23 protein-coding genes are annotated in these 25,955 nt (G+C 64.3%); 12 read left to right on the top strand and 11 right to left on the bottom strand.

Annotated elements, in window-relative coordinates; genetic code table 11:
- Positions 1 to 163: 163 nt before the first annotated feature.
- From bamA to fabZ, 3 genes are read left to right on the top strand one after another with little or no spacing between them, the layout of a single operon-like run.
- Positions 164 to 2,734 (top strand): outer membrane protein assembly factor BamA, encoded by a 2,571-nt coding sequence (gene bamA / locus FFI89_RS16340; protein ID WP_138838223.1) that lies wholly within the window; start codon positions 164 to 166, stop codon positions 2,732 to 2,734.
- A gap of 32 nt (positions 2,735 to 2,766) precedes the next feature.
- Positions 2,767 to 3,834 (top strand): UDP-3-O-(3-hydroxymyristoyl)glucosamine N-acyltransferase, encoded by a 1,068-nt coding sequence (gene lpxD, locus FFI89_RS16345; RefSeq protein WP_138838225.1) that lies wholly within the window; start codon positions 2,767 to 2,769, stop codon positions 3,832 to 3,834.
- A complete protein-coding gene (gene fabZ, locus FFI89_RS16350; protein ID WP_138838227.1) occupies positions 3,831 to 4,292 on the top strand; it encodes a 3-hydroxyacyl-ACP dehydratase FabZ in 462 nt (153 codons plus the stop codon). Before lpxD ends, fabZ begins: the two co-directional genes overlap by 4 nt.
- Positions 4,293 to 4,309: 17 nt before the next feature.
- Here the strand turns inward: fabZ and FFI89_RS16355 are convergent, their stop codons facing one another.
- Both FFI89_RS16355 and FFI89_RS16360 read right to left on the bottom strand, forming a co-directional pair.
- On the bottom strand, positions 4,310 to 4,651 hold the full coding sequence (locus tag FFI89_RS16355) for a KTSC domain-containing protein (protein WP_138838229.1): 342 nt from the start codon (positions 4,649 to 4,651) through the stop codon (positions 4,310 to 4,312).
- 211 nt (positions 4,652 to 4,862) lie between these two features.
- On the bottom strand, positions 4,863 to 5,102 hold the full coding sequence (locus FFI89_RS16360) for a hypothetical protein (protein WP_138838231.1): 240 nt from the start codon (positions 5,100 to 5,102) through the stop codon (positions 4,863 to 4,865).
- Between FFI89_RS16360 and lpxA the strand changes: the two genes are divergently transcribed.
- Genes lpxA through lpxB form a run of 3 tightly spaced genes read left to right on the top strand, consistent with a single transcriptional unit; the run spans position 5,095 to position 7,959 of the window.
- Complete coding sequence (gene lpxA, locus FFI89_RS16365) at positions 5,095 to 5,898, top strand: acyl-ACP--UDP-N-acetylglucosamine O-acyltransferase (RefSeq protein ID WP_138838233.1); 804 nt, start codon at positions 5,095 to 5,097, stop codon at positions 5,896 to 5,898. The two genes, FFI89_RS16360 and lpxA, sit on opposite strands and share 8 nt — an antisense overlap.
- 19 nt (positions 5,899 to 5,917) lie before the next feature.
- Positions 5,918 to 6,775 (top strand): LpxI family protein, encoded by an 858-nt coding sequence (locus FFI89_RS16370; RefSeq protein WP_168212909.1) that lies wholly within the window; start codon positions 5,918 to 5,920, stop codon positions 6,773 to 6,775.
- On the top strand, positions 6,772 to 7,959 hold the full coding sequence (lpxB, locus tag FFI89_RS16375; RefSeq protein ID WP_138838237.1) for a lipid-A-disaccharide synthase: 1,188 nt from the start codon (positions 6,772 to 6,774) through the stop codon (positions 7,957 to 7,959). The genes FFI89_RS16370 and lpxB overlap by 4 nt, the downstream gene beginning before the upstream one ends.
- Positions 7,960 to 8,027: 68 nt before the next feature.
- Here the strand turns inward: lpxB and gltA are convergent, their stop codons facing one another.
- Together gltA and gltX are read right to left on the bottom strand one after the other, a co-directional pair.
- Complete coding sequence (gltA, locus tag FFI89_RS16380) at positions 8,028 to 9,332, bottom strand: citrate synthase (RefSeq protein ID WP_138838239.1); 1,305 nt, start codon at positions 9,330 to 9,332, stop codon at positions 8,028 to 8,030.
- A gap of 172 nt (positions 9,333 to 9,504) precedes the next feature.
- Positions 9,505 to 10,929 (bottom strand): glutamate--tRNA ligase, encoded by a 1,425-nt coding sequence (gene gltX, locus FFI89_RS16385; RefSeq protein WP_138838241.1) that lies wholly within the window; start codon positions 10,927 to 10,929, stop codon positions 9,505 to 9,507.
- Positions 10,930 to 11,082: 153 nt separating this feature from the next.
- Between gltX and FFI89_RS16390 the strand changes: the two genes are divergently transcribed.
- On the top strand, positions 11,083 to 12,762 hold the full coding sequence (locus FFI89_RS16390) for a glutamine--tRNA ligase/YqeY domain fusion protein (protein ID WP_138838243.1): 1,680 nt from the start codon (positions 11,083 to 11,085) through the stop codon (positions 12,760 to 12,762).
- A gap of 22 nt (positions 12,763 to 12,784) precedes the next feature.
- Entirely contained in the window at positions 12,785 to 13,168 is a 384-nt protein-coding gene (locus FFI89_RS16395) for a nuclear transport factor 2 family protein (protein WP_138838245.1), read from the top strand.
- Between the two features lie 23 nt (positions 13,169 to 13,191).
- Here the strand turns inward: FFI89_RS16395 and FFI89_RS16400 are convergent, their stop codons facing one another.
- A complete protein-coding gene (locus tag FFI89_RS16400) occupies positions 13,192 to 13,473 on the bottom strand; it encodes a hypothetical protein (protein WP_210249127.1) in 282 nt (93 codons plus the stop codon).
- 149 nt (positions 13,474 to 13,622) lie between these two features.
- On the opposite strand from FFI89_RS16400, the gene FFI89_RS16405 reads away from it, so the two are divergent.
- Complete coding sequence (locus FFI89_RS16405) at positions 13,623 to 15,917, top strand: ComEC/Rec2 family competence protein (RefSeq protein WP_138838249.1); 2,295 nt, start codon at positions 13,623 to 13,625, stop codon at positions 15,915 to 15,917.
- A gap of 9 nt (positions 15,918 to 15,926) precedes the next feature.
- On the opposite strand, the gene FFI89_RS16410 is transcribed toward FFI89_RS16405, so the two are convergent.
- From FFI89_RS16410 to FFI89_RS16430, 5 genes are all read right to left on the bottom strand, one after another.
- On the bottom strand, positions 15,927 to 16,154 hold the full coding sequence (locus FFI89_RS16410; RefSeq protein ID WP_138838251.1) for a hypothetical protein: 228 nt from the start codon (positions 16,152 to 16,154) through the stop codon (positions 15,927 to 15,929).
- Positions 16,155 to 16,212: 58 nt separating this feature from the next.
- Positions 16,213 to 16,641, bottom strand: coding sequence for a hypothetical protein (locus FFI89_RS16415; protein WP_138838253.1), 429 nt, complete (start codon positions 16,639 to 16,641; stop codon positions 16,213 to 16,215).
- Between the two features lie 233 nt (positions 16,642 to 16,874).
- Positions 16,875 to 17,588, bottom strand: a complete 714-nt coding sequence (gene lexA / locus FFI89_RS16420) for a transcriptional repressor LexA (protein ID WP_138838255.1) — start codon at positions 17,586 to 17,588, stop codon at positions 16,875 to 16,877.
- Between the two features lie 203 nt (positions 17,589 to 17,791).
- Positions 17,792 to 19,003 carry a gephyrin-like molybdotransferase Glp gene (gene glp / locus FFI89_RS16425; RefSeq protein WP_138838257.1) on the bottom strand — a complete coding sequence of 404 codons (1,212 nt, stop codon included), beginning with the start codon at positions 19,001 to 19,003 and terminating at the stop codon, positions 17,792 to 17,794.
- A gap of 26 nt (positions 19,004 to 19,029) precedes the next feature.
- Complete coding sequence (locus FFI89_RS16430) at positions 19,030 to 19,686, bottom strand: HAD-IA family hydrolase (protein ID WP_138838259.1); 657 nt, start codon at positions 19,684 to 19,686, stop codon at positions 19,030 to 19,032.
- Between the two features lie 134 nt (positions 19,687 to 19,820).
- On the opposite strand from FFI89_RS16430, the gene FFI89_RS16435 reads away from it, so the two are divergent.
- From FFI89_RS16435 to FFI89_RS16445, 3 genes are all read left to right on the top strand, one after another.
- The gene (locus tag FFI89_RS16435) at positions 19,821 to 20,171 is read left to right on the top strand and encodes a hypothetical protein (RefSeq protein ID WP_246669474.1); all 351 of its coding nucleotides are present in this window, start codon (positions 19,821 to 19,823) and stop codon (positions 20,169 to 20,171) included.
- 66 nt (positions 20,172 to 20,237) lie between these two features.
- Positions 20,238 to 21,410, top strand: a complete 1,173-nt coding sequence (locus tag FFI89_RS16440; RefSeq protein ID WP_138838261.1) for an NADH:flavin oxidoreductase/NADH oxidase — start codon at positions 20,238 to 20,240, stop codon at positions 21,408 to 21,410.
- A 198-nt stretch (positions 21,411 to 21,608) separates the two neighbouring features.
- Positions 21,609 to 22,937, top strand: coding sequence for a S41 family peptidase (locus FFI89_RS16445; protein WP_138838263.1), 1,329 nt, complete (start codon positions 21,609 to 21,611; stop codon positions 22,935 to 22,937).
- A 219-nt stretch (positions 22,938 to 23,156) separates the two neighbouring features.
- Here the strand turns inward: FFI89_RS16445 and FFI89_RS16450 are convergent, their stop codons facing one another.
- The gene (locus FFI89_RS16450; RefSeq protein WP_138838265.1) at positions 23,157 to 25,889 is read right to left on the bottom strand and encodes an EAL domain-containing protein; all 2,733 of its coding nucleotides are present in this window, start codon (positions 25,887 to 25,889) and stop codon (positions 23,157 to 23,159) included.
- Between the last annotated feature and the right edge of the window lie 66 nt (positions 25,890 to 25,955).

Consider the following 25,955-nt stretch of genomic DNA (forward strand, 5'->3'; position numbering starts at 1 on the left):
TTTGTGACGTTGCCCATCGGCAACGTCTTGGAATGAAAATGGAATCGTACGGCGATGCCCCGTTTGCCGCTCCGGTGAAATTAGCTACAAGCAGTGCAGCAAATGGGAATCTGCCGGTTCGTAGGGGTGCGGGCCGGCACGGAATGACAAGGGCGCGTTGCGCATGATGTTTGGAATGCGAGTGCGGGGGGCCTTGTTGGCCACCCTGATCATGTTCGCCGTGCCGGCGGCAGCGACGCTGACAGGCGTGCTGGTGTCTGCGCCGGCTGCGGCCCAGAGCGTGGCGTCGATCACCGTCGAGGGGAACCGGCGGGTCGAGGTCGAAACTATCAGATCCTATTTCAAGCCGGGCCCCGGTGGCCGGCTGACCCAGGCCGAGATCGACGATGGCCTGAAGGCGCTGATCGAGACCGGCCTGTTCCAGGACGTCAGGATCAACCAGGCCGGCGGCCGGATCGTGGTGGTCGTGGTCGAAAACGCCGTGATCGGGCGCATCGCTTTCGAAGGCAACAAGAAGGTCAAGGACGAGCAGCTTTCGGCGGAAATCCAGTCCAAGCCGCGCGGCACGTTTTCGCGGCCGACGGTTCAGTCGGATGCCCAGCGTATCGCCGAAATCTACCGGCGTTCGGGCCGCTATGACGTGCGCGTCACGCCTGAAATCATCGAGCAGCCCAATAACCGCGTCGATCTCATCTTCACGATCAACGAAGGCGGCAAGACCGGCGTCAAATCGATCGAATTCATCGGCAACGTGGCCTATTCGGCCTATCGCCTCAAGGACATCATCAAGACGCACGAATCCAACCTGCTGAGCTTCCTCGGCGGCGCCGACGTCTACGATCCCGACCGGGTCGAGGCCGATCGCGACCTGATTCGCCGCTTCTATCTCAAGCACGGCTTTGCCGACGTGCAGGTGGTGGCCGCGCTGACCGAATACGATCCGGAAAGGAAGGGCTTCCTCGTTACCTTCAAGATCGAGGAAGGCCAGCAGTACCGCGTCGCTTCCGTCGATTTCCAGACCAGCATCGGTACGCTCGATGCGACCTCGATGCGCGGCTTCAGCCGCGTTAGCGTCGGCTCGCTTTACAACGCCGAAGCGCTGGAAAAATCGGTCGAGGAGATGCAGATCGAAGCCTCGCGGCGCGGCTATGCGTTCGCAGTGGTGCGCCCGCGCGGCGACCGCAATTTCGAGCAGCACACCGTCTCGATCGTGTTCTCCATCGACGAAGGCCCGCGTACCTATATCGAGCGCATCAATATTCGCGGCAATACCCGCACCCGCGACTACGTGATTCGCCGCGAATTCGACCTTTCCGAAGGCGACGCCTACAACCGCGCGCTGGTCGATCGCGCCGAGCGCAGGCTGAAGAATCTCGACTTCTTCAAGAGCGTGAAGATCGTGACCGAGCCCGGCTCGTCGACCGATCGCATCATCCTGATCGTCGACCTGGAAGAAAAGTCGACCGGCGACTTCTCGGTATCGGGCGGCTATTCCACGACCGACGGTGCGCTCGCCGAAGTCAGTATTTCCGAACGCAACTTCCTCGGCCGCGGCCTGTTTGCCAAGGCATCGGTAACCTACGGCCAGTATGCGCGCGGCTATGCGCTGTCGTTCGTCGACCCCTATCTGCTGGATTACCGCGTCGCCCTCGGCCTCGATCTGTTCCAGCGCCAGCAACTCGCCAACAGCTACATCGCCTACGGCACCAAGACGCTGGGCTTCAGCCCGCGGCTCGGCTTCAGCCTGCGCGAAGATCTCGCTTTGCAACTGCGCTATTCGATCTACTCGCAGCAAATCCAGCTGCCGAGCAATCTCGCAAACTGTAACAACAATCCGAACAACGGCCTGCTCGCCTTCAATCCGTCGCCGGCCTATGCGAACTTGAACGGAATTCCTAACGGAGGCACCGCATCAGCAGGGGGCCAGACCGCCACCGACACTTCGGGCGCGGGCCTGTGGTGCTACAGCGATGGCGAAGCGTCGCTGCCGGTCCGCAAGGAACTGCAGAGCGGCAAGACCCTGACCTCGTCGGTCGGTTACTCGCTGAACTACAACACGCTCGACAACAACAAGAACCCGACCGACGGTCTGTTGATCGACTGGAAGCAGGACTTTGCCGGCCTCGGCGGCGACGTGAAGTACATCAAGTCGGCGATCGACGCGAAGTACTACACGCCGCTGGTTGCCGACGTCGTCGGCTTGATCCACCTCCAGGCCGGCATGCTCAACCAGTTCGGCAACACCGAACTGCGGATGCTCGATCACTTCCAGATGGGCCCGAACCTCGTCCGCGGCTTTGCCCCGAACGGTATCGGTCCGCGCGATATCAATCCCTTCGGGACGGGTGATGCGCTCGGCGGCACCAAATACTGGGGCGTGTCGGCGGAGTTGCAGATGCCGTTCTGGTTCCTGCCGAAGGAAGTCGGGCTCAAAGGCTCGGTCTATGCCGACGCCGGCGGACTGTATGACTACAAGGGCCCGACGGCGTGGGCGCAGACCGGTGAAGTCAATACCCCGGGCTGCCGGCCGGCGCGGACGCTCTCGCCGACCGACGCGGGTACCTGTCTCGGTCTCCAGTATGACAGCGGCAACGTGGTCCGCACCTCGGTGGGCGTCGGCCTGATCTGGGCCTCGCCGTTCGGTCCGCTGCGCTTCGACTACGCGGTGCCGCTTACCAAGGGTCAGTTTGACCGCGTGCAGCAATTCAAGTTTGGCGGCGGAACATCGTTCTAACTCCGATTACCGGCCGGACTGCGACGGGTGGAATGGCGCAGCCGATATTCTTCAAACAACCCCCTTCGTCGACGCTGGCCGAGATTGCCGCGCTGACGAAGGCGGTATTGGTTGACCCTGCGCTGGGCGACCGGAAGATCAAGGGACTGGCTTCGCTGGACGAAGCCGGCCCCATGCATCTGGCGTTCTTCGACAACCTCAAATATGTCGATCAGCTCGCAGCCACCAAGGCCGGTGCCTGCCTGGTCAGCCCGCGTTTCGAAGCCAGGGTGCCGGCCCATGTCGCGGTGCTGCGGGCCGCGCAACCGTTCCGCGCCTTCGTCAACCTCGCGCGCGAATGGCACGCCGACGCGCTGCGGCCGCAGACCTGGTTCGACAATGACGGCATCGCGCCGTCAGCCATCATCGACGCGTCGGCCCATTTGGAAGACGGCGTGATTGTCGATCCGCTGGCCGTGATCGGCCCGCGGGTCGAGATCGGCGCCGGCACCGTGATCGGCGCGGGCGCCGTGATCGGCGCCGATGTGAGAATCGGCCGGGATTGCAATGTCGGCGCGCGTACCGCGATCCAGTTTGCACTGATCGGCAATAACGTCCTGATCCATCCTGGCTGCAACATCGGACAGGACGGCTTCGGCTTCATTTTCTTCGGTCCCGACGGCCATCAGAAGGTGCCGCAGACCGGCCGCGTCCTGATCCAGAACAATGTCGAGGTCGGCGCCGGCACCAGCATCGACCGCGGCAGCCTGCGCGATACCGTGATCGGCGAGGGCACCAAAATCGACAATCAGGTCCAGATCGGCCACAATGTCACCATCGGCAGGCACTGCCTGCTGGCGGCCCAGATCGGGCTCGCAGGCAGCCTGACGATCGGCGACAACGTCGCGCTCGGTGCCAAGGTGGGCATCAACAACCACCTCAAGATCGGCGACGGCGCCCAGGTTACCGCGATGAGCGCGGTCAAGGACGACATCCCGCCCAACGGTCGCTGGGGCGGCCACTTTGCCAAACCGACCAAACAATGGTTTAGGGAGATCATTGCGGTGGAGCGGCTGGTGCGCGACGCCACGGCCGACACGAAGGACGAGGGACGGGAATGATGGAGGAGGCACCGGTCAGGTTTGAGCTCGTGGACATCAACGAGATCCTCAAGACGCTGCCGCACCGTTATCCGATGCTGCTGATCGACCGGGTGAAGAATATCCGGACCGATTACAGCGGTATCGGCATCAAGAACGTCACCTTCAACGAGCCGCCGTTTCTCGGGCATTTTCCGGAACGGCCGGTCTATCCCGGCGTGATGATGATCGAGGCGATGGCGCAGACCGCCGGCGTCATCGGCATCAAATCGGTCGAGGGCACCGAGAAGCCGCGCGCGGTTTATTTCCTCACCATCGACAAGTGCAAGTTTCGCAAGCCCGTGATGCCAGGCGACACCGTCGAGTACCACATGCGCTCGATCGGCCGCCGCAAGAGCATGTGGTGGTTTCACGGCGATGCCAAGGTGGAAGGCACCGTCGTCGCCGAGGCCGACGTCGGCGCGATGCTGACGGACTAAACAGGCGCGCGCGAACGCTAGCGGCCCGGAGGCCGCTTTGTCCGGCAGTCATAACGTCGGTCCGGTGCCGATCCGCTCAAGTTCTGATTGAAGAACTGGCCCATCGACGGAGCTGTCATGAAGCCGTCGAATGTTTCAGGCGGAAGTTCGCAAAATCGATCGTAGCCGCCCTTGATGCCGACGATCATGGCGCGTTGCGCGCGATCGTAGCAGACGCGCTGGATGATGGTGCTGCGGTTGATATCGCGGCACTCGAATGTTGCGAGATCGACCGGGCCGCTATCGCGCACGTCCACCGCCTCCGTGCCGACCGGCGCGGTTAACAGAAGCAGGATAAAGCTCGTTGCCGCCCGGATCATGATGCTGCGCGAATATCGACACCGAATTTCGTGCCAGCCTACCGCGTTTTCGAGCGAAGCGGTGCCGGTCCGCGTCAGCAAAACGCGTCAAAACGAAAAAGGAGCCCTGACTCCGATTCGATCAGCACCGGACTCCGGTCAAATCTGATTTTGTTCTCCTGGAACGAACAGGGGGTGTGTTTTCACGCTCCCATGCCCGCTTAACATTCTCTTACTGAAGTGCTGCTTCGGCTTCGATGTTGACGATCGATTTTGCCGAGGTGGCGAGGGTGGTGCGGTGTGCTTTTTCTTCTCGGCTGCTGATGCCGATCGGTGCGCATTCAAGGCGGCTTCGCAACACGGCGTAACCATACGTCACTGGACAGCGTCGGAATGTCACGCTAACCAGCGGAAAATACGGCATATTCCCCGGACCCTTACTCGCTTGAGCGGACTTTTGGTTAATGAGCATGATCGATCCCACCGCGCGGATTGAAGCTGGCGCCGTGATCGGCGAGGGCACCTCGGTCGGTCCCTATTGCATCATCGGACCCAACGTCGTCATCGGCGCGAACTGCCGGCTGATCGCGCATGTTCATATCACCGCGCAGACCACCATCGGCGACGGCTGCATCATCTATCCGTTCGCCTCGCTCGGTACCCCGCCGCAAAGCCTGGGCTATCGCGGCGAACTGACCCGGCTCGAGATCGGTGCCGGCTGCACCATCCGCGAATCCGTCACCATGAATGCGGGCACGGTGGCCGGCGGCGGCGTGACGCGGGTCGGGGAGCGCGGCTACTTCATGAACTGCAGCCATGTCGGGCATGATTGCCAGGTCGGCAATGACGTGATCTTCGCGACCTCGGCGACGTTGGGCGGTCACTGCGAGATCGGCGACTTCGTCTTCATCGGCGGGCTGTCGGCGGTGCATCAGTTCACGCGGATCGGGCCGCAGGTGATGGTCGGCGGCGTCTGCGGCGTGCGCGGCGACATCATTCCGTTCGGGCTCGTCAACGGCCAGTATGCGAGCCTCGAAGGCCTCAACATCATCGGCATGAAGCGCCGCAAGTTCACCAAGGAGCGCCTTGCCAAGGTGCGGTCGTTCTATCAAAAGCTGTTTCACGGCCCCGGTATCTTCGCCGAGCGTCTGACCTCGGTGCAGCCGCAGGCCGCAGAGGATCCTGCGATCGCGGAAATCCTCGCCTTTATCGGCGAGGGCAAGCATCGCGCGCTCTGTCTTCCGGCCGACGACGGCAACAAGCATTGATGATGGGATCGCCGCAGCCATGACGTCAGCGGCCCCGGAAATTTCTTCGCCGGTCGGCGTCATTGCAGGCGGAGGCGCCATGCCGTTCGCGGTCGCGGACTCGCTGCAAAAGCGCGGCATCGCGCCTGTCTTGTTTGCCTTGCGCGGCGCCTGCGATCCCGTAGCCGTGGAACGCTTCCGGCATCACTGGATTTCGGTAGGACAACTCGGCCGCGCCATAAAACTGTTTCGCAGCGAGGGCTGCCGCGACCTGATCTTCATCGGCTCGCTGCTGCGGCCGGCGCTGTCGGAGATCAGGCTGGACCTCGGCACCGTCCGCCGCATCGGCCACATCATGTCGGCGTTTCGCGGCGGCGACGATCACCTGTTGTCGGGGATCGGCCGCATCTTCGAACAGGATGGTTTTCGGATGGTCGGCATCAGGGACGTCGCCCCCGATATTCTGATGCCGGAGGGCGCCATTGCCCGCGCAACGCCCGATCCGGCGGCCACCGCCGACATTGAAAGGGGACGCGAGGTGCTCCGCGCCCTCGGTCCCTTCGACATCGGCCAGGCCGTCGTTGTAATCGACGGGCACGTGGTGGCGGTCGAGGATATCGAAGGCACGGATGGCCTGCTGGCGCGCGTGGCGCGGCTGCGCGAAGCCGGACGCATCCGCGCCAGCCGTGGCCGTGGCGTGCTGGTGAAGGCGCCCAAGAGCGGCCAGGATCTGCGCTTCGATTTGCCGACGGTGGGTCCCACAACCGTCGAAGGCGTGGCCAAAGCGGGTCTCGCCGGCATGGCCGTCATCGCCGGCAATACCATTGCCGCGGAATCGCAGGAAATGATCGCGGTCGCCGACAAGGCCGGCCTTTTCATCCAGGGCCTGCCCGCGTGACGCCGGGACGCGCGACCGCCGAGACCGGGCGGAAGGTCTTCCTGATCGCGACGGAGGAATCCGGCGACCGTCTCGGCGCCCACCTGATGAAGATCCTGCGCCAGCGGCTTGGCGGCGCGGTGCGGTTCGAGGGGGTCGGCGGCCGCGCGATGGCGGGCGAAGGCCTGGATTCGCTGTTTCCGATCGAGGAGCTCTCGATCATCGGGCTCGCCGCCGTCGCCAAGCAACTGCCGAAGATCCTGCGGCTGATCCGGCAAACCGCCGCCGCCGTGACCGAGGCCGCGCCGGATATCCTCGTCATCATCGATAGTCCCGACTTTACCCACCGCGTCGCCCGGCGCGTTCGCGCCCGCGATGCCAGGATCCCGATCGTCGATTACGTCTCGCCTTCGGTCTGGGCTTGGCGGCCGGGCCGGGCACGGGCGATGCGGACCTATATCGATCATGTGCTGGCCCTGCTGCCGTTCGAGCCCGAGGCCTATCGCAGGCTTCAGGGGCCGCCTTGCAGCTATGTCGGGCATCCCCTGACCGAGCAATTGGCCTCGCTGCGGCCGAATGCCGAGGAGGCGAAGCGGCGCGACGAGCAACCGCCGGTGCTGCTGGTGTTGCCGGGAAGCCGCCGCAGCGAAATTCGTCACCACATGGCCTACTTCGGCGCGACGCTCGGACGGCTGGTAGAGCAGGGCGTGGCGTTCGAACCCGTGCTGGCGACCATGCCGCATCTGCAGGAGGCGGTTGCCGAGGGCATCAAGGGCTGGCCGGTGCAACCCCGCGTCGTGGTCGGCGAGCAGGAGAAGCGGGCGGCGTTCCGGATCGCGCATGCGGCGCTGGCGAAGTCCGGCACGGTGACGCTCGAGCTGGCGCTATCGGGCGTGCCGATGGTCACCGCCTACCGGACCGGCGCGATCGAGGCCTGGATTTTGCGGCGGGCGATCAAGGTGAATTCGGTGATCCTGGCCAATCTCGTCGTCGGCGAGAACGTCGTGCCCGAATTCCTGCAGGAAGACTGCACGCCCGAAAAGCTCGCTGCGGCAGTGCGCGACTTGCTTGGCGATTCAGCGCTGCGGCGGAAGCAGCTCGAGGCTTTTGCCAAAATCGACCGGATCATGTCGACCGGCAACGCGCCGCCCAGCGTGCGCGCCGCCGACATTGTGCTGGCGACGATGCGGAGGTCGCGGCCGTAGCGGATCAAACACGAAAGCCGGACGCGACGAGCGCATCCGGCTTTCAAAATCTCGTCTGCGTGACGCCCTTACTTCCGCTTGGGGATCTCGACGTAATCGCGGCGAGCGACGCCGGTGTAAAGCTGGCGCGGACGGCCGATCTTCTGCTGCGGATCCTCGATCATCTCGCTCCACTGGCTGATCCAGCCGACGGTGCGGGCGACCGCGAACAGCACGGTGAACATCGAGGTCGGGAAACCCATCGCCTTCAGCGTGATGCCCGAATAGAAGTCGACGTTCGGGTAGAGCTTGCGGTCGATGAAGTAGGGATCGCTCAGCGCGATCTTTTCCAGTTCCAGCGCCACCTTCAGCATCGGGTCGTCGCCATGGCCGGTTTCGGCCAGCACGGCGTGACACATCTTCTGCATGATCTTGGCGCGCGGATCGTAGTTCTTGTAGACGCGATGTCCGAAGCCCATCAGGCGGACTTCGCTGTTCTTGTCCTTCACCTTGGCGATGAATTCCGGGATATTGTCGACCGTGCCGATGTCGGCCAGCATTGCCAGAGCGGCTTCGTTGGCGCCGCCATGCGCCGGGCCCCACAGGCAGGCGATGCCGGCGGCGATGCAGGCGAAGGGGTTGGCGCCGGAGGAGCCGGCGATCCGCACCGTCGAGGTCGATGCGTTTTGTTCGTGGTCGGCGTGCAGGATGAAGATCTTGTCGAGCGCGTCAGCCAGCACCGGATTGATCTTGTAGTCCTCGCAAGGCACCGCGAAGCACATGTGCAGGAAGTTCTCGGCAAAGGTGAGCGAGTTCTTCGGGTACATGAAGGGCTGGCCGATGGTGTATTTGAAGGCCATCGCGGCCAGCGTCGGCACCTTCGCGATCATGCGCATCGAGGCGATCATGCGCTGCTTCGGATCGTTGATGTCGGTGGAGTCATGGTAGAACGCGGCCAGTGCGCCGACTGCGGCGACCATGATCGCCATCGGATGGGCGTCGCGGCGGAAGCCCTGGAAGAAGCGGGCCATCTGCTCGTGAACCATGGTGTGATGGATCACGCGGCTGTCGAAATCCTGCTTCTGGGCGGCGGTCGGGAGTTCCCCGTAAAGCAACAGGTAGCAGGTCTCGAGGAAGTCGCCCTTTTCGGCGAGCTGCTCGATCGGATAGCCACGGTATTCCAGAATGCCTGCGTCACCGTCGATATAGGTGATCTTCGACTGGCAGCTCCCAGTCGAGGTGAAGCCGGGGTCGTAGGTGAACATCCCGGCCTGGCTGTAGAGCTTGGCGATGTCGATGACATCTGGCCCCACCGTGCCGCTGAGGATCGGAAAATCGTAGGTCTTGTTACCTACCGTTAGCGTTGCAGTCTTGTTGCTGGATTTTGCGTCCATCGTGAAGTCCCCGATGAAATCGTTGCGAAAACCGGGCCGACTTGGGTGCCATTCTCAAGGCAGATAACAAGGCGAGCCGGATTGTCTAGAAGGCGGCGTGAAATGGGTAGCTTATTGCCCTGTGCACTGCAAGATGGACCCTGGCAGCCCGCCATCAGTCCTTCGCAGGGGCTTATCCGGCCGCCTGATCGCCAAGCCGAGCCAGGCATTGATCCCGTCCCAGCACCGCCAGAACATCGAAAATACCCGGTGAAGTCGTGCGTCCGGTCAAGGCCACCCGAAGTGGCTGGGCGACGGCGCCCAGCTTGAGATTGTTTTGCTCGGCGAAATTCCGCATGGCGGCTTCGGTGGTCTGCGCGCTCCAGTCGGTGACCGCTTCCAGCGCGGTGCGGAGTTGGCTGATCAGGGCGCGGGTCTCCGGCGTCAGCAGGGCTAAGGCCTTCGGCTCGATCTCGAGCGGCCGGTCGGCAAAGATGAAATAGGAGCCGGCGATCAGTTCGAGCAGCGTCTTGGCGCGCTCTTTCAGGCTCGGCATCGCCCGCAGCAATTGCGCGCGGGTGGTGTCGTTGAGCTTCGCCTTCAGCTCGGCGCCGTCGGGGACGTAGTCCAGCACGTTCTCGAACTGGGTCACCAGCGCCTTGTCGTCGGCGTGGCGGATGTAATGGCCGTTGAGGTTTTCCAGCTTGGCGAAATCGAACCGCGCGGCGGACCGGCCGATCGCCGGCAGGTCGAACGCGTCGATCATCTCCTGCGTCGAGAAAATCTCCTGGTCGCCATGGCTCCAGCCGAGTCGGACGAGGTAATTGCGCAGCGCCGCCGGCAGGTAACCCATGGCGCGGTAGGCCTCGACGCCGAGCGCACCGTGGCGCTTCGACAGTTTTGCGCCGTCGGGGCCGTGGATCAGCGGGATATGCGACATGTTCGGCAGGTCCCATCCCAGCGCGTCGTAGATCTGCTTCTGGCGGGCCGCGTTGATCAGGTGATCGTCGCCCCGGATCACATGGGTCACGCCCATGTCGTGGTCGTCGACCACCACCGCCAGCATGTAGGTCGGGTTGCCGTCGCCGCGCAGCAGCACGAGATCGTCGAGATTCTCGTTCTGCCAGACCACGCGGCCCTGCACCTGGTCCTCGATCACGGTCTCGCCGGTCTGCGGTGCCTTGAGGCGGATGGTGGGCTTCATGCCATCAGGCGCCTCGGACGGGTCGCGGTCGCGCCACAGCCCGTCATAGAGGCGGGTGCGGCCCTCGGCGCGGGCCTTCTCGCGCATCGCGGTCAGTTCCTCTGCCGTCGCATAGCAGCGATAGGCCTTGCCGCTGGCGAGCAGTTGCTCGGCGACCTCGCGGTGCCTGATGGCGCGGCTGAACTGGTAGATGACGTCGCCGTCCCAATCGAGCTCGAGCCACTTCAAACCGTCGAGAATCGCGGCAATGGCCGGTTCGGTCGAACGCTCGCGATCGGTGTCCTCGATCCGCAGCAGCATCTTGCCGCCGCGCTTCTTGGCGTAGAGCCAGTTGAACAACGCGGTGCGGGCGCCTCCGATGTGGAGGAAGCCGGTGGGCGACGGGGCGAAGCGGGTGACGACGGAATCAGTCATTATCGGGGCGGGCCATATGCATGAGAGGCGGTGGTGTATAGCAGGACCGGTGCATAACTAAAGTCTCGCTATGGGCAAGGTTTGGGCAAAGCGGGCTTGGCTGATGGGGGCGAATTTGGCAGAAGGGCCGCTGATCCCGAACAGGAATTAATAATGACCACAGAACCGGTAGCGGCAGAGGCGGGGCGCGATTTCATCCGCGACATCGTCCAGGCCGACCTCGACTCCAAAAAACACAGCCTGATCGTGACCCGGTTCCCGCCCGAGCCGAACGGCTATTTGCACATCGGCCACGCCAAGTCGATCGGGCTCAATTTCGGCATCGCGCAGGAATTTGCCGGGCGTTGCCATTTGCGCTTCGACGACACCAATCCGACCAAGGAAGAGCAGGAATACATCGATTCCATCCAGGCCGACGTGCACTGGCTCGGCTACGACTGGGGAACCGATCTGTTCTACGCCTCGGACTATTTCGAGCGCCTCTACGGCTGGGCGGAGGGCCTGATCGCGGCCGGCCATGCCTATGTCGACGACCAGTCGCAGGAGGATATCCGCCTTGCGCGCGGCACGCTGACCGAGCCGGGCAAGAACAGCCCGTTCCGCGAACGTACGGTCGAGGAGAACCTCGATCTGTTCCGCCGCATGAAGGCCGGCGAGTTTCCGAACGGCGCTCGGGTGCTGCGCGCCAAGATCGACATGGCGTCCGGCAACATCAACCTGCGCGATCCCGTGCTCTATCGCATCCTGCATGCCGAGCATCCGCGCACCGGCACCAAATGGTCGATCTATCCGAGCTATGACTACGCCCACGGCCAGTCGGACGCCATCGAAGGCATCACGCATTCGATCTGCACGCTGGAATTCGAGGACCACCGGCCGCTGTATGAGTGGCTGCTCGACAAGCTGCCGGTGCCGTCGAAGCCGCGGCAGTACGAATTCGCCCGCCTGAACCTGACCTACACGCTGCTGTCGAAGCGCGTGCTGACCCAGCTCGTCCGCGAAGGTCACGTCTCCGGCTGGGACGATCCGCGGATGCCGACGATTACCGGCCTCAAGCGGCGCGGCGTGCCGCCGGCGGCGGTGCGCGAATTCATCAAGCGCATCGGCGTGGCGAAGGCCAACAGCGTGGTCGACGTCGGCATGCTGGAATTCTGCATCCGCGAACACCTCAACAAGACCTCGCAGCGCCGGATGGCGGTGCTGCGGCCGCTCAAGGTCGTAATCGAGAACTATCCGGAAGGGCAGACCGAGGAACTCGAAGCCATCAACCATCCCGACGACCCGGCGGCGGGCACCAGAAAAATCTCATTCGGCCGCGAGCTCTATATCGAGCAGGACGACTTCATGGAGAATCCGCCGAAGAAGTTCTTCCGGCTGTCGCCGGGCAACGAGGTGCGGCTGCGCTACGCCTATTTCATCAGGTGCCGGGAAGCGATCAAGAACGCCGCCGGCGAAGTGGTCGAGCTGCGCTGTACCTACGATCCCGCGACCAAGGGCGGCAACGCCCCGGACGGACGCAAGGTCAAGGCCACGATGCACTGGCTGTCGGCGGCACAGTCGAAGCCGGCCGAGATTCGCGTCTACAGCCAGCTGTTCGCGAAGCCGAGCCCGGATGCCGGCAATTTCGCCGCCGACATCAATCCGCAGTCGCTGGAAGTGCTGTCGGACGCGCGAGTCGAGGCATCGGTCGCCGAGAGCAATTCGAACGAGGTGATGCAGTTCGAGCGCCAGGGCTATTTCGTCCGCGACAAGGACTCCGCGCCGGGCAAACCGGTGTTCAACCGCACCATCGGCCTGCGCGACACCTTTGCGAAGGAAGTCGCCAAAAGCTAGGCCTGTGTGACGGGATCATCCGATGAGCGCGACCGACGACATCGTCTCCGGCATCATGGCGAAATGGGCTGACAATTTCAGCAAGTTCGACGCTGACGCACAGGCTTCGCTCTATTCGAAGAACGCGCTGTTCTTCGGCTCGAAGCCGACGCTCTATCGCGGGCAGGACGGCGTGGCGTCGTATTTCAACGGCCTGCAGAAGTGGCGCTCGCGCGAGGTGACGTTCACCGATCTCGTCGTAGTGCCCGCCGGGGACGATGTGATCAACGTCGCCGGCATTGCGAACTTCGTGATCGACGAGGGCGCCACCAACCTGTCGGTCAAGATCACCTGGGTCATCGTGCGCGAAGACGGCGACTGGAAGATCGTCAGCCATCACGTCTCGTCCAGGGGCGCGCTGATCTAGCAACTGGTTGTCCGAAAGGCCGTCTAGCAGCCCCGGCAAATGCCGCGCATGGCGCGGGCGAGCGTTACATCGTCCGATGCCATCGGCTCAAGCGGCTTCGATTGTTCGGCCTCGCGGGCCGCTTGCGCCTTTTGCCGGTCGGCGCGGGCCGCTTCCTGGCGCTGATAGCACGCCTCCCGTTCGACCTTCTCCTGGACAAAACGGCATTGCTCGGCCGCGGCGTTTGCGGAAACGCAGGCGGTCATGGCCAAGGGAAATGACAAGGCCAATGAAAAGGCAAATGTAAAGCAGGCCGCAAGTTTCATGTCTCGCCCTTGATCCCGGTCCGAATCCGATGTGCCCGATTGTACCGATAGTCGGGATTGGTTTCCTCAGGTTTCTGCATCCGTTCTGCTATCGCTGTCATGACACGTTCCGGTAGCTTTGCGCCCTGCAGGACATCGCGGGTAGCGGGATGGCGGAGCAGGGCAATACGCCGGGTGGGCGGCGCGGCTATGCCGGGACGTGGCCGCCGCGTGCGGCGGCGCCGGTTGGCGGATTTGCGCCGTCCATTCTCGGCGCCTGGCCGCCGTTCATCGAAACCCTGCGCCAATGGGTGCGCGCGGAAGCGGGCGCCGGGCGCCTCCTGCCGTGGGTGCCGGTCGCGTTCGGCACCGGCATCGCGTTTTATTTCGCCGCCGATCACGAGCCGGTGCTGCCGGTGGCCGTCACCGTGGCGCTGGCGCTGTGCGCGCTGGCGTTGCTGTTGCGGCGACAGAAATTCTTCGCCGCAGCGGTGATGATCGCGGCCGTGGCGGCAGGCTTTGCGACAGCTACCTGGAAGACCGCGCGGATCGCGCATGGCGTGCTGGCACAGCCGATGTTTTCGGTGACGCTGACGGGCTTCGTCGAGACCCGCGACATCCGCGAGCGCACCGACCGCTTCGTGCTGCGGGTCGTCACCATGGAAAGCGCGCGCGGGCAAACCAAACTGGAACGCGTGCGGCTGTCGGTAAAGAAGGGGACCGCGCCCGCGGTCGGCAGCTTTGTCGCGCTGAAGGCGCGGCTGTTGCCGCCGCTGGCGCCATTGCGGCCGGGCTCCTACGATTTCGGCCGCGACATGTTCTTCTCCGGCATCGGCGCTTCCGGCTTCGCGATGGGAGCGATCAGGACCGCGGAGCCGCCGGCGGCGGGCGGGCTGGCGTTGCGCTATTCGGCGGTGATGCAGAATCTACGCGATGCGATCGATGCGCGGATCCGCACCGTGCTCGACGGCGACCGGCGCGCGATCGCGACCGCGCTTCTGACCGGGCGCCGCGACGCGATCACGACGCCGGTCAACGATGCGATGTTCATCTCCGGCCTCGGCCACGTGCTGTCGATCTCGGGCTACCACATGGCGGTTGTCGCCGGCGTGGTGTTCTTTGCGGTGCGGGCGCTGCTGGCGCTGTTTCCGGCACTGACCGCGGCCTATCCGATCAAGAAATGGTCGGCGGCGGCGGCACTGGTGGCTGCCGCCTTCTATCTGCTGCTGTCGGGCGCCGAGGTCGCGACGCAACGCTCGTTCTTCATGACCGCGGTGGTGCTGATCGCGGTCATGGTCGACCGCCGCGCCGTCACCTTCCGCACGCTGGCGGTCGCGGCCATGATCGTGCTCGCGATCGCGCCGGAAGCCCTGGTGCATCCGAGTTTTCAGATGTCGTTTGCGGCGACCTTAGGTTTGGTCGCGCTGGTGCAGATCGGCATGCCGCGCCTGTTCGCGACGGCAGATCATTCCGCCACCGCGCGCGTGGCGCTGTGGGGCGGACGTGAGATCATGGTGCTGTTGCTGGCCTCGCTGGTGGCGGGGCTGGCGACCACGCCGTACGCGGCGTTTCACTTTCACCGCATCACGCCCTACGGCGTGCTGGCCAATCTTGCGGCGATGCCGGTGGTCTCGGCAGTGGTGATGCCGGCGGGGCTGCTCGGCCTCGCGGCGATGCCGTTCGGCTTCGACGGGTTTTTCTGGTGGCTGATGGGGCTCGGCATCGACTGGATGATCTGGGTCACGCAATGGGTCGCGGGCCTGCCCGGCGCGGTCGGCCGGGTGTCGGCGTTCGGCATCGGTCCGTTGATCGCGGCCAGCGCCGGCATCATCCTGCTTGGCCTGTTGCGGACCCCGTTGCGCTGGTCCGGCGTGGCGCTGATGCTGTTCGCGGCGGTGTGGGCGGCGCGCGTGCCGCAACCCGACATCCTGATTTCCGCCGATGGCCGCCATGTCGGGGTGCGCGGCCAGGACGGCCGGCTGCATTTGATGCAGGCCGCAAAGGGCTCCAAAGACGCCTTCCTGGTCAGGGAGTGGCTGGCGGCGGACGCGGATGCGCGAACCGCCGACGACGCCACGCTCGGCGAGGGCGTCTCCTGCGACGACAACGGCTGCGTGACGGCATCGCCCGGTGGCGCGCTGGTCGCATGGGCGCTGCGGCCCGAGGCGCTGGCGGATGATTGCGAGCGCGCGGCGCTGATCGTGACCACAAGGCAGTCGCCGGCCGCCTGCGCCGCGTCGGCGATCGACACCGAGCGCCTGCGCCGGCAGGGCGCGCTGGCGCTGCGGCGCGGCCGCGACGGATTTGTCGTCGATGCCGTCAAACCCGGAGGGATCGATCGTCCCTGGTCCAAGGCGATCGCCGAGGATGGCGAGACCGACAGCGCCGTGCTGGCGCCGCGCAAGCCGTCGCCGCGCGCCGTCGATGCGACGCCGGCGGACGCCGACCTGCAGGCGGAAGAGTGAGGCGCTAAGTCAATGCTCGTCGAGTACGGGGGAGGCCGGCAACTCAAACGCGCCGAGATGAAATTCCTCCGGCGCATCCGGCTCCGAGGGCAGGTTGACCAGCGTAAACGCCGCATCGGGAAACTGCTGCCAGATCGCGAGATCGTCCGCGCTCACCGTGAGCCAGCCGAACCGGAACATGTAGCGGCCGGGCTCGGTGACACGACCAGCCTTTTGCCACGTGACCTTGTTGACCATGATCAGCCCCGATACCGGGCTCCGCCGACGGTTGCCGGCGGAGCCTAGTCCCGAGAAATCAGCCGGTAAAGATCGATGTCGCTGAAGGTGATGTCACTTCGCTCGCAGCGGGCGCGCGTTCTACCGCCGGCTGTTGCACCGGCAATTGTAGCACGCTGACGCGCTGGCCTTCGCAGAGCTGCGTCACCAGCACACGGCTTCCGTCCGGAAATTCGATCGCGTCGTGATGACGATCGGGCACATCAGGCGCGATCTGGTTGAACTTGCAGACCCGCCAGTCGAGCGTGCGCGTCCAGATCCAGCGGTTATCGTATTTGACCTCCTGCGCGAAGGCGAGCTCGGTGCCGGGAAGCATGCAGACCGCTACCGCAGGTTCGTTTTCGGATGCAAAGCCGCGGGTCGACGTGCCGCGGAAGGTGGTGGTGATCAGCGTCTCTCCGACCTTGGCGGGGCGCGATGCCACGGCGTGCAGACTGTAGTCACACATCGGATGGCTCCCTCGATTGAGATAGCTAACCCGTGTCTGTGGGAGGCACAGGCCTCTATCAGAGTGGACATTGGCGCTGAGTCTCCTCCGCTTTCGGGGCAATTCTGCGACTCTGCGCCGGTGCCTTTATCACAAACGCGCTAGCGCGCGTTGGTTCCAAATGCGCAACAAAAAACCCCGGCCGACGGCCGGGGCTGTGTTCGATGTCGCGGCTGGCGGCTGCCGGGAGCCGATCAGTACTTCCGGTACAGCCCGATCAGCTTGCCCTGAATCCGGACCCGGTTCGGCGGCAGGATGCGGACCTCGTAGGAAGCGTTGGCGGGCTCGAGGGCGATCGAGGCGCCGCGGCGGCGGAAGCGCTTCAGGGTTGCTTCCTCCTCGTCGATCAGGGCCACCACGATGTCGCCGGTGTCGGCGGTCTCGTTGCGCTGGATCAGCGCCATGTCGCCGTCGAGAATGCCGGCGTCGACCATCGAGTCGCCGCGCACTTCGAGCGCGTAATGTTCGCCGCTTCCGAGCATGTCGGGCGGCACGCTGATGGTGTGGCTGCGGGTCTGCAGCGCCTCGATCGGTGTACCGGCGGCGATCCGGCCCATCACGGGGACGGCGACCGGGCGGTTGCCGTCATCCTCGGCGGCCGAGGCGCCGGTGGCGCGGACCTTGCCCAGCGTGCCCTCGATGACGCTCGGCGTGAAGCCGCGGCGACCGTTGCCGTTGTTACCACCGCCGGTAATCTCCGGAAGCTTGATGACCTCGATGGCCCGGGCGCGGTTGGGCAGGCGGCGGATGAAGCCGCGCTCTTCCAATGCGGTGATGAGACGGTGGATGCCGGATTTCGAACGCAGGTCGAGTGCGTCCTTCATTTCGTCGAAGGAGGGCGGCACCCCGGCCTCCTTCAGCCGTTCGTTGATGAAACGCAGAAGTTCATACTGTTTGCGCGTAAGCATCGCGAGCATTCCCCCGGTTGGCGGTATTCGTCCGGTTTCGAAACCTCAGGCCCAGATCGCCGAGAGTTCCGAAACTCTCGTTTGTAGACACTAGTTCTCGAAACAAATCATGAACGAACACTATATGTTCGATATGTGTTCCGCAACCACTTAATTTCCGGTGAATGCGATCAGGGTTTTGGCAGCAGGTGTCGCTCGGGGCGTCACTCCGGCAGCCGCAAGAACGTGCAAGGCGTCCCTTTCGGGGCGGCGGCGGCAAACGGCGGACGTATCAAAAGTGCCCGTGCCGCAGCGAGATTTCCAAGCAGCGAGGAATCCTGATGATTGACGGGCATCGCCGTCAGCGTGCCGTCGGCGCGCTCCTCGAGCCGGGCGCGCAGATAGTCTTCGCGCTGGTCGTTGGCGGCGAGATCGCGGCCGAGCAGGGCGGTCTCGCGCGCGTGATGGATGCTGTTGCGGCCCGAGAGCGCCCGAATCAACGGCACCAGAAACAGGAACCCGCAGACATAGGACGAGACCGGATTGCCGGGCAGGCCGATCACCCGCATCCCGCCGAGCCGTCCGTGCATCATCGGCTTGCCGGGCCGCATCGCGATCCGCCAGAACGCCATGGTGACGCCCTCGGCCTCCAGCGACGGCTTGACCAGGTCGTGGTCGCCGACCGAAGCCCCGCCCGTGGTGATCAGGATGTCGGCGCCGGAATCGCGGGCGCGGCGGATGCCTTGCGTGGTAGCGGCCACCGTGTCGGCGGCAATCCCGAGGTCGATGGTCTCGGCGCCCTCGGCCCGCGCCAGCGCGCGCAAGGCGTAGCCGTTGGAATAAACGATCTGGCCCGGGCCAGGCGTCGCACCCGGCATCACCAGCTCGTCGCCGGTGGCGAGTACCGCGACCTTCGGGCGGCGGCGCACCGAAAGCTCCGGATAGTTCATGCCGGCGGCGAGCGACAGATCGCGGTCGGTGAGGCGGCTGCCGCGCGCCAGCAAGACGTCGCCCTCGCGGAAATCTACCCCGGCGGGGCGGATGTGGCGCCCGGCGACGGCGGTCTCGGTGATGGTGATGTGATCGCCCTGGACGTTGGTGTCTTCCTGGATGATGACGGCATCGGCGCCGTCGGGGACGACACCGCCGGTGAAGATCCGCACCGCTTCGGCGGCGCCAACCTTGCGCCCGAACGGCCGCCCGGCCGCAACCTCGCCGATCACCTTCAGCCGCGCGGTGAGGTTACCGGCGTCGGCCGCGCGGACCGCATAGCCGTCCATCGCCGACATTGCCTGCGGCGGCTGGGTGCGGCGCGCGGCGACGTCGCGCGCCAGCACGCGATGCCAGGCGGTATCGAGCGCGGCCATTTCCTCCGGCAACGGGTCCGCGCCCGCGAGAATGGCGGCAAGCGCGTCGGCAACCGGCATCAAGGCCACGGGCGAAACTCCCTCAAATTCCAGACTCAAGTCCCGGGTGCGGTAATCCCGAGTGCGGTGAGTGCCTTTGCCACGTCATCCGTCGATGTCACGTGGACAGCAGCCAGGCCGCGCGCCCGCGCGCCCTCGATGTTGGCGGCGACGTCGTCGAAGAACAGAACTCGCGACGCCGGCACGCCGATCGCCTTTACCACATGATCATAGGCTGCGGCGTCGGGTTTTCTCAAGCCGATGGTCGAGGACAGAAATATCTCGCGGAAGTGACCGAGCACGTCGGAATACGCCTGCAAGAAGTGCGCGACATGGGCCGGATTGGTATTGGAGAAGGCGTAAAGCGGCATCCGCTTGGCGGCGTTTGCCAACAGCGGTGCGATGCCCGGCATCTCGCCGGCGAAGATCGCATTCCAGCCGTCGAGAAACTGGTCGTCGGTGATGCCGATGCCGAGCGACGTGCGCAGGTTGTGGAAGAACGCTGCGTCGTCGATCCTGCCGACCTCATGGTGCTTGAAACTGTCGTCGACGACAAAGCGGTTGGCGAGCTCGGCCGGCGTGCAGCCGGCATGACCGGCCCAGCTGGTCATGACCTTGCTGAAATCGAGGTCGAGTACGACGCGCCCGATATCGAACAGCAGGACGTCGGCGGATCCTTGGGCAAGCCGGGTCTGGGTGAGCGGGGTGGTCATGGCCGTCGTTTACAAAACCGGACAGGTCCGGGCAATGGCTCGCCGTTATGTCACAATGTCCGGTCATGCAATCCAGCGCTTAAGCCGGTGCGCGAGCTGTGCTAAGCGTTGGGAAAGTTTTTGGGAGTGGTCGTATGACAATCTTGAGCCGAGTCTTCAGCCGGGTTTTGGGCCTGGTCGCGTTGATCGCGTTGTTGGCAGTCGCCATGGATTTGCCGGCCTCGGCGCAGAGCAAGAGCATTCCAAAATACGGGGAGACGGACAAGGATAAGACGCCAAGCGAAAAGGCAGCCGAAAAAGAAGCCCAGAAGGCCTACGAACGGTCGCTGGGCAATATTCCGGAGCAAAAGAGCGCGGACCCCTGGGGAATCGCGCGTGGCGACAACTCCCCCCCGAAGGCCGCTACCAAGACCGCGTCGCCGAAGCCGAAGGCCAAGAACGACACGAAGAACGACACCAAGACCGACAGCGCCGCCAAGCAATAGAAACACCAAGAGACCCGCCGGCGCGATGCCCGGACAATCAGGGTCCGGCCAGGAGGAAACGCCGAAATGTCGGACACGCTGCTGTTTTCCCCGATGTCGATCCGCGGCGTCGAGTTGCGCAACCGCATCGTGGTGCCGCCGATGCACCAGTATTCGGCGGTGAAGGGCTTTCCGACCGACTGGCACCTGATGAACGCCGGCAAGTTCGCCGCCGGCGGCGCTGGCCTCGTGGTGGTGGAATCGACCAAGGTCGAGCGGCGCGGCTGCGGCACCGTCGGCGACCTCGGCATCTGGGATGATGCCTTTGTCGAGCCGCTCAGCCGTCTCGCCAAGTTCATCAAGCAGCAGAACTCGGTTGCCGGCATCCAGCTCGGCCATTCCGGCCGCAAGGCGCGTGCGACGCGCCCGTGGGAAGGCGACCGGCCGCTGCAGCGTTCCCCTGAGATCGAGGATTGGGACGTCTGGTCGCCGGTGGCGCCGAGCGCGATCGCCCATAGCGAGAAATGGCCGGTGCCGAAGGCGCTGGAACGCCACGAGGTCAAGGATCTGGTGCAGGCCTGGGGCCACGCGGCGCGCCGTGCCCATGAGGCCGGCTTCGACGTGCTGGAGCTGCACGGCGCTCACGGCTATCTCGTGCACCAGTTCCTATCGGAGCGATCCAACCAGCGCAGCGACGAATATGGCGGTTCCGAAGCCAACCGGATGCGCTTCATCACCGAAATCACCGAAGCGGTGCGGACGCACTGGCCCGATCACAAGCCGTTGTTCGCCCGCCTCTCGGTCGAGGACAATGCCGGCTGGGGGCCGGAACAGAGCGCGCGGCTGGCGAAAATCCTCAAGGCCAAGGGCGTCGACGTGATCGACTGCTCATCCGGCGGCATCACCGAGATGGCCCCGATCCTGGGCAAGGAAATCAAGTACAGCTACCAGGTTCCATTGTCGGAATACGTCAAGCGCCACGCCGATATCATGACCATGGCGGTCGGCCTCATCATCCATGGCGATCAGGCTGAGCAGATACTGCGCGACAAGCAGGCCGACCTGATCGCTGTGGGGCGCGAAATCCTCAACAATCCGAACTGGCCGATGGATGCCGCCCTGAAGCTCGGCGTCGACGGGCCTTTCCGCCATGTGCCGCCGCAGTTCGGCTATTGGCTGGGAACCCGGGCCAAGCGCGGTTTTGGAACCCAGCCCTCGACCTGGCAGAGCGGGCTTCAGGAGTCGGGCAAGGCGACGTGAAAAGATGCATTCTGGAGGCTAGGCATTCCAAAAAAGCCTTCCCGAACAATGCCCACCGAAAGCCACCGTAATGACCCGGTAAGGTCATGGCCTTGATCCGACCAAAATGACGTTGTGTGGTCCGCCTGCCGGGTCAGGACGCCGATTCACGTGAACCGCGTGAATCCAGGCTGTCGATATCAAAAAGGACCGCTCGTGATGCGCAAGAACATTACCTTTCTGCTGGGCACGGCCACGGGCGTCTGCCTAACCCTTCTGGTTGCCGGACCCCAGCAACTGGCGACCGCGGCCAGGGCTGCGGTCGAGTCCGGCACCTACTCGAAACTCAATCTGTTCGGCGACGTGTTCGAGCGGGTCCGCTCCGACTATGTCGAGAAGCCCGACGACAGCAAGCTGATGGAAGGCGCCATCAACGGCATGATCTCCTCGCTCGATCCGCATTCGCGTTACATGAACGCGAAGGGCTGGAGCGACATGCAGGAGACCACGCATGGCGAGTTCGGCGGGCTCGGCATCGAGGTCACGATGGAAGACGGCTTCGTCAAGGTGGTGACGCCGATCGACGATACGCCGGCCGCCAAGGCTGGCATCATGTCGGGCGACGTGATTACCCAGATCGACGACGATACCATTCAGGGCCTCACGCTCGACCAGGCCGTGGCCAAGATGAAGGGACCGGCCGACAGCAAGATCAGGCTGAAGATCGTTCGCAAGAACGCCGAGGCGCCGATCGACGTCGCATTGGTGCGCGAAGTGATCCGCGTGAAGCCGGTGCGCTACCACACCGACGGCGGCGATATCGGCTATATCAGGATCACCAGCTTCAACGAGCAGACCACCGATGGCCTGCGCAAGGCGATCACGGAAATTTCAAAGGAAATCCCGCAGGACAAGCTCGCGGGTTACGTCGTCGACCTCCGCAACAATCCGGGCGGACTGCTCGATCAGGCGGTATCGGTGTCGAGCACCTTCATGAACCGGGGCGAGGTGGTCTCGACCCGCGGGCGCACGCCGGAGGAAACCCAGCGCTTCACCGCGCGCGGCGGCGACCTCACCAAGGGCAAGCCGCTCGTCGTGCTGATCAACGGCGGATCGGCTTCCGCGTCCGAGATCGTGGCCGGCGCCTTGCACGACCACAAGCGTGCCACGCTGATCGGCACGCGTTCGTTCGGCAAGGGCTCGGTGCAGACCATCATTCCGCTGGGCTCAGGCAATGGCGCGCTGGCACTGACCACTGCGCGCTACTACACGCCGTCCGGGCGTTCGATCCAGGCCCAGGGCGTGACGCCCGACCTCGAAGTGCTTCAGGTGGTGCCGGACGAGCTGAAGAGCCGCGCCGAACTGCAGGGTGAGGCGTCGATGCGCGGCCATCTGGCCGCCGATGGCGCCGAGCAGACCGGCTCGCAATCCTACGTCCCTCCGTCGGAGAAGGACGACAAGGCGCTGAACGCCGCCTTCAATCAACTCCGCGGCGTCACCGTGAATGCCAACGCGCCGTCGGCGGTGAAGCGGCCGGTGCCGAACTAGCGGGGCAAGCTGGAGCGTCTTATACCGTCATTCCGGGTTCGCTTCGCGCCCCGGAATGACGCCGGAAATTGTATGCCTTGGCGGTTGGAATCCAAACTCTCCACGTCATTGCGAGGAGCGCAAGCGACGAAACAATCCATCTAGCGGCGCAAAGAAAGAATGGATTGCTTCGCTCCGCTCGCAATGACGGTAGCCGGCGTCAGCGCTCCGTCCCAATTCTCAAGCGCTACGGGCGATCGGCTTGGGTTTGCCGCCCCGGGCCGGGCGCGCCGCGTCGGAGCCTTGCCGGTGCGTGGACAGTAACGGCCTGATATCGGCCGCGGGCTTCGCCGCGCTGAACAGGTAGCCCTGCATTTCTGAACAGCCAAGCCCCCGCAGCAATTCGCGCTGCTGCTCGGTCTCGACGCCTTCGGCCGTCGTCGTCATGTGGCGATCGGCGGCGATGTTGACCACCGCCTGGACGATAGAGGACGAGCCTTCCGGCGACGCGAGATCGGTAACGAAGCAACGGTCGATCTTGATCTTGTCGAACGGAAAGCGTTGCAGATAGCTCAGCGAGGAGTAGCCGGTGCCGAAATCGTCGAGCGCGATTCTAACGCCGATGTCGCGAAGCTGGTGCAGGATGGCAAGCGCGGCGTCATCGTCGCGGATCAGCACGGCTTCGGTGATTTCGAGTTCGAGACGGCTGGCGGCAAGGCCCGATGCGGCCAGTGCGCCAATGACTTTCAGCGCCAGCGTGCCGCTCTTGAACTGAACCGGCGAGACGTTGACCGCGAGCCGGATATGGTCGGGCCAGGTCGCGGCCTCCGTGCAGGCGGTGGTCAGCACCCATTCGCCGAGCTGGTTGATCAGGCCGGTTTCCTCGGCGATCGGGATGAAGTCGGCTGGCGAGATCATGCCACGCTGCGGATGGCGCCAGCGCAGCAGCGCCTCGCAGCCGGTAATGCGGTTGTTCTGCAGGCTGAGACAGGGCTGGTAGTAGACCTCGAAGCCGCCATCCGTGATGGCCTGGCGCAGGTCGATTTCCAGGACGCGGCGGGCGCGGACCTCGGCTTCCATCGCGGGTTCGAAGAACCGGGAGGTGCGGCGGCCGGCGGCCTTGGCCGCGTACATCGCCAGATCGGCATTCTTCAGGATCTGGTCGAGATCGGATCCGTCCTGCGGCGCCAGCGCGATGCCGATCGAGGCGTCGGTGGTCACCTGATGGCCGAGGCATTCATAGGGCGCGCGGATCGCCTCGAAGATGCGGTTGACGAGTTCGGTGACGTCGGAGGCGCTCGTGACGCCGGTCTGAACGATGGCGAATTCGTCGCCGCCGAGCCTCGCGACGAAATCGGTTTCGCGCACGCAGCCGCCGAGACTGACCGCCACCGACTTCAAGAGTTCGTCGCCGATCATGTGCCCGAGCGAGTCGTTGACGCTCTTGAATTCGTCGATGTCGATATAGAGAACCGCCAGTTGCTGGCCGGATGCGGCGTGAGGCAGTTCGCGCTTGAGCCGTTCGTGGAACAAAGCGCGGTTCGGCAGATCGGTCAGCGCGTCGTAATGGGCGAGGTGGGTGATGCGCTCCTCGGCGCGCCGGCGCTCGGTGACGTCTTCATGGGTCACCACCCAGCCGCCGTCCGCCAGCGGTTCGTTGACGACCTGGATCGAGCGCCCGTCGGGCGTGGCGATGACCATCACGTTCTGATGCGCGACGTCGCGCAGCACCAGCCGGACGTAACGCTCGACGTCGCCATCGAAGGAGCCGGTCTGTGCGCGGTGGGCGATGACGTCGTGGAAACTGCAGCCCGGTTTTACGACCTCGGCCGACAGGCCGTACATCTCGATATAGCGTTGGTTGCAGATGACGAGCCGCTGGGTTGAATCGAACAGCAGCAGGCCCTGGGTCATGTTGTTGACGGCGGTGTCAAGCCGCTGCTTCTCCAGCGTCAGCCGCTGCTTCGACGCAAGGTGTTGCTGCGAAAGCTTGCGCACCACTAGAAACAGCAGCACCGATATCGCCAGCACCGACAGGCCTGCCACCACGATCAGGATGGCGATCTGCTCGCGCCAGTCCGCTAGCGCCGCGGAGGTCGTCGTCGCCGCGACGATCACGATCGGGAAATTCGTCAGCGCGCGCGAGGAAATCAGCCGGTCCTCGCCGTCGACCGGACTGGTGAGGCGGGACGTGCTGTGGGGCAGATTGAACACCTGCAGCTGGCTGGCCGCGCCGGTCTTGAAGTTCTTGCCGATCATCTCGTCGACATGGGGATAGCGGGCGAGCAGCGTGCCGTCGCGATGGTGCATCGATATGGCCGCGCCGCTTCCGAGCGCCACGGTTGCGAAGAATTTCTCGAAATTGACTGGTTCGATGCCGCGCCCGACGACGCCGAGGAACTCGCCGTTGGGGCCGGTGACCTTGCGGGCGATCACCGTGGTCCAGACGCCGGTGATGCGGCTGTAGACCGGCTCGATCAGCATGGCCGGCGATTGCGGATCGGACTTGAAGGTCTTGAAGTAGGAGCGGTCGCCGACGCTGACCGCGGGCACCGGCCAGGCGGCCGAGGCGTTGATCAGTCTGCCGTCGGCGTCGAAGACGTTGACGCCGCCGACATAGGACAGCGCATCCATCTTGGACTTGAGCATCAGGTGAATTTCCTGGCTCGACATCCGGCGCTTGAAATTCTCTGCGGTGGCGATGCCGTTGGACCGCATGAAGCTGATGAGGTCCTTCTGGACGACCTCGAAATCCCCGAGCTGCTGGTCGAAATGGCGGGCCAGCAACAGCACGGTATTTTCCAGTTCGCGCTCGCTGTTGCGCAGCGCACGTTCGCGGAAATTGCCTGCCATCAGCGTAGCGCCGATCGCAATCGCTGATATCAGCAATATGCCGCCAAGGATCAGCCAGCGGATCGGGCCACCGCGGAAGCCTGGAGCAGTGTTGAGGGAACTAATGCCGGTCGAATCCATCGAAAGGGTCGCTGTCTGGAGAGAACTCCGGAAGCAGAGTTCTCTCAGCGTCCGGCCCATCATCTC

Source organism: Bradyrhizobium sp. KBS0727 (genome assembly GCF_005937885.2).
Taxonomy (GTDB): Bacteria; Pseudomonadota; Alphaproteobacteria; order Rhizobiales; family Xanthobacteraceae; genus Bradyrhizobium.

Bases quoted from the DNA above. Each gene is read 5' to 3' on its own strand.
- FFI89_RS16400 (WP_210249127.1), bottom strand. From the start codon at position 13,473: ATGAAACTTGCGGCCTGCTTTACATTTGCCTTTTCATTGGCCTTGTCA.
- FFI89_RS16355 (WP_138838229.1), bottom strand. From the start codon at position 4,651: ATGATCCGGGCGGCAACGAGCTTTATCCTGCTTCTGTTAACCGCGCCG.
- gltX (WP_138838241.1), bottom strand. From the start codon at position 10,929: ATGACTGATTCCGTCGTCACCCGCTTCGCCCCGTCGCCCACCGGCTTC.
- lexA (WP_138838255.1), bottom strand. From the start codon at position 17,588: ATGCTTACGCGCAAACAGTATGAACTTCTGCGTTTCATCAACGAACGG.
- bamA (WP_138838223.1), top strand. From the start codon at position 164: ATGATGTTTGGAATGCGAGTGCGGGGGGCCTTGTTGGCCACCCTGATC.
- FFI89_RS16410 (WP_138838251.1), bottom strand. From the start codon at position 16,154: ATGGTCAACAAGGTCACGTGGCAAAAGGCTGGTCGTGTCACCGAGCCC.
- FFI89_RS16415 (WP_138838253.1), bottom strand. From the start codon at position 16,641: ATGTGTGACTACAGTCTGCACGCCGTGGCATCGCGCCCCGCCAAGGTC.
- fabZ (WP_138838227.1), top strand. From the start codon at position 3,831: ATGATGGAGGAGGCACCGGTCAGGTTTGAGCTCGTGGACATCAACGAG.
- lpxD (WP_138838225.1), top strand. From the start codon at position 2,767: ATGGCGCAGCCGATATTCTTCAAACAACCCCCTTCGTCGACGCTGGCC.
- FFI89_RS16360 (WP_138838231.1), bottom strand. From the start codon at position 5,102: ATGCTCATTAACCAAAAGTCCGCTCAAGCGAGTAAGGGTCCGGGGAAT.
- FFI89_RS16435 (WP_246669474.1), top strand. From the start codon at position 19,821: ATGACAATCTTGAGCCGAGTCTTCAGCCGGGTTTTGGGCCTGGTCGCG.
- FFI89_RS16390 (WP_138838243.1), top strand. From the start codon at position 11,083: ATGACCACAGAACCGGTAGCGGCAGAGGCGGGGCGCGATTTCATCCGC.
- lpxA (WP_138838233.1), top strand. From the start codon at position 5,095: ATGAGCATGATCGATCCCACCGCGCGGATTGAAGCTGGCGCCGTGATC.
- FFI89_RS16430 (WP_138838259.1), bottom strand. From the start codon at position 19,686: ATGACCACCCCGCTCACCCAGACCCGGCTTGCCCAAGGATCCGCCGAC.
- FFI89_RS16370 (WP_168212909.1), top strand. From the start codon at position 5,918: ATGACGTCAGCGGCCCCGGAAATTTCTTCGCCGGTCGGCGTCATTGCA.
- FFI89_RS16450 (WP_138838265.1), bottom strand. From the start codon at position 25,889: ATGGATTCGACCGGCATTAGTTCCCTCAACACTGCTCCAGGCTTCCGC.
- FFI89_RS16440 (WP_138838261.1), top strand. From the start codon at position 20,238: ATGTCGGACACGCTGCTGTTTTCCCCGATGTCGATCCGCGGCGTCGAG.
- FFI89_RS16445 (WP_138838263.1), top strand. From the start codon at position 21,609: ATGCGCAAGAACATTACCTTTCTGCTGGGCACGGCCACGGGCGTCTGC.
- gltA (WP_138838239.1), bottom strand. From the start codon at position 9,332: ATGGACGCAAAATCCAGCAACAAGACTGCAACGCTAACGGTAGGTAAC.
- FFI89_RS16395 (WP_138838245.1), top strand. From the start codon at position 12,785: ATGAGCGCGACCGACGACATCGTCTCCGGCATCATGGCGAAATGGGCT.
- FFI89_RS16405 (WP_138838249.1), top strand. From the start codon at position 13,623: ATGGCGGAGCAGGGCAATACGCCGGGTGGGCGGCGCGGCTATGCCGGG.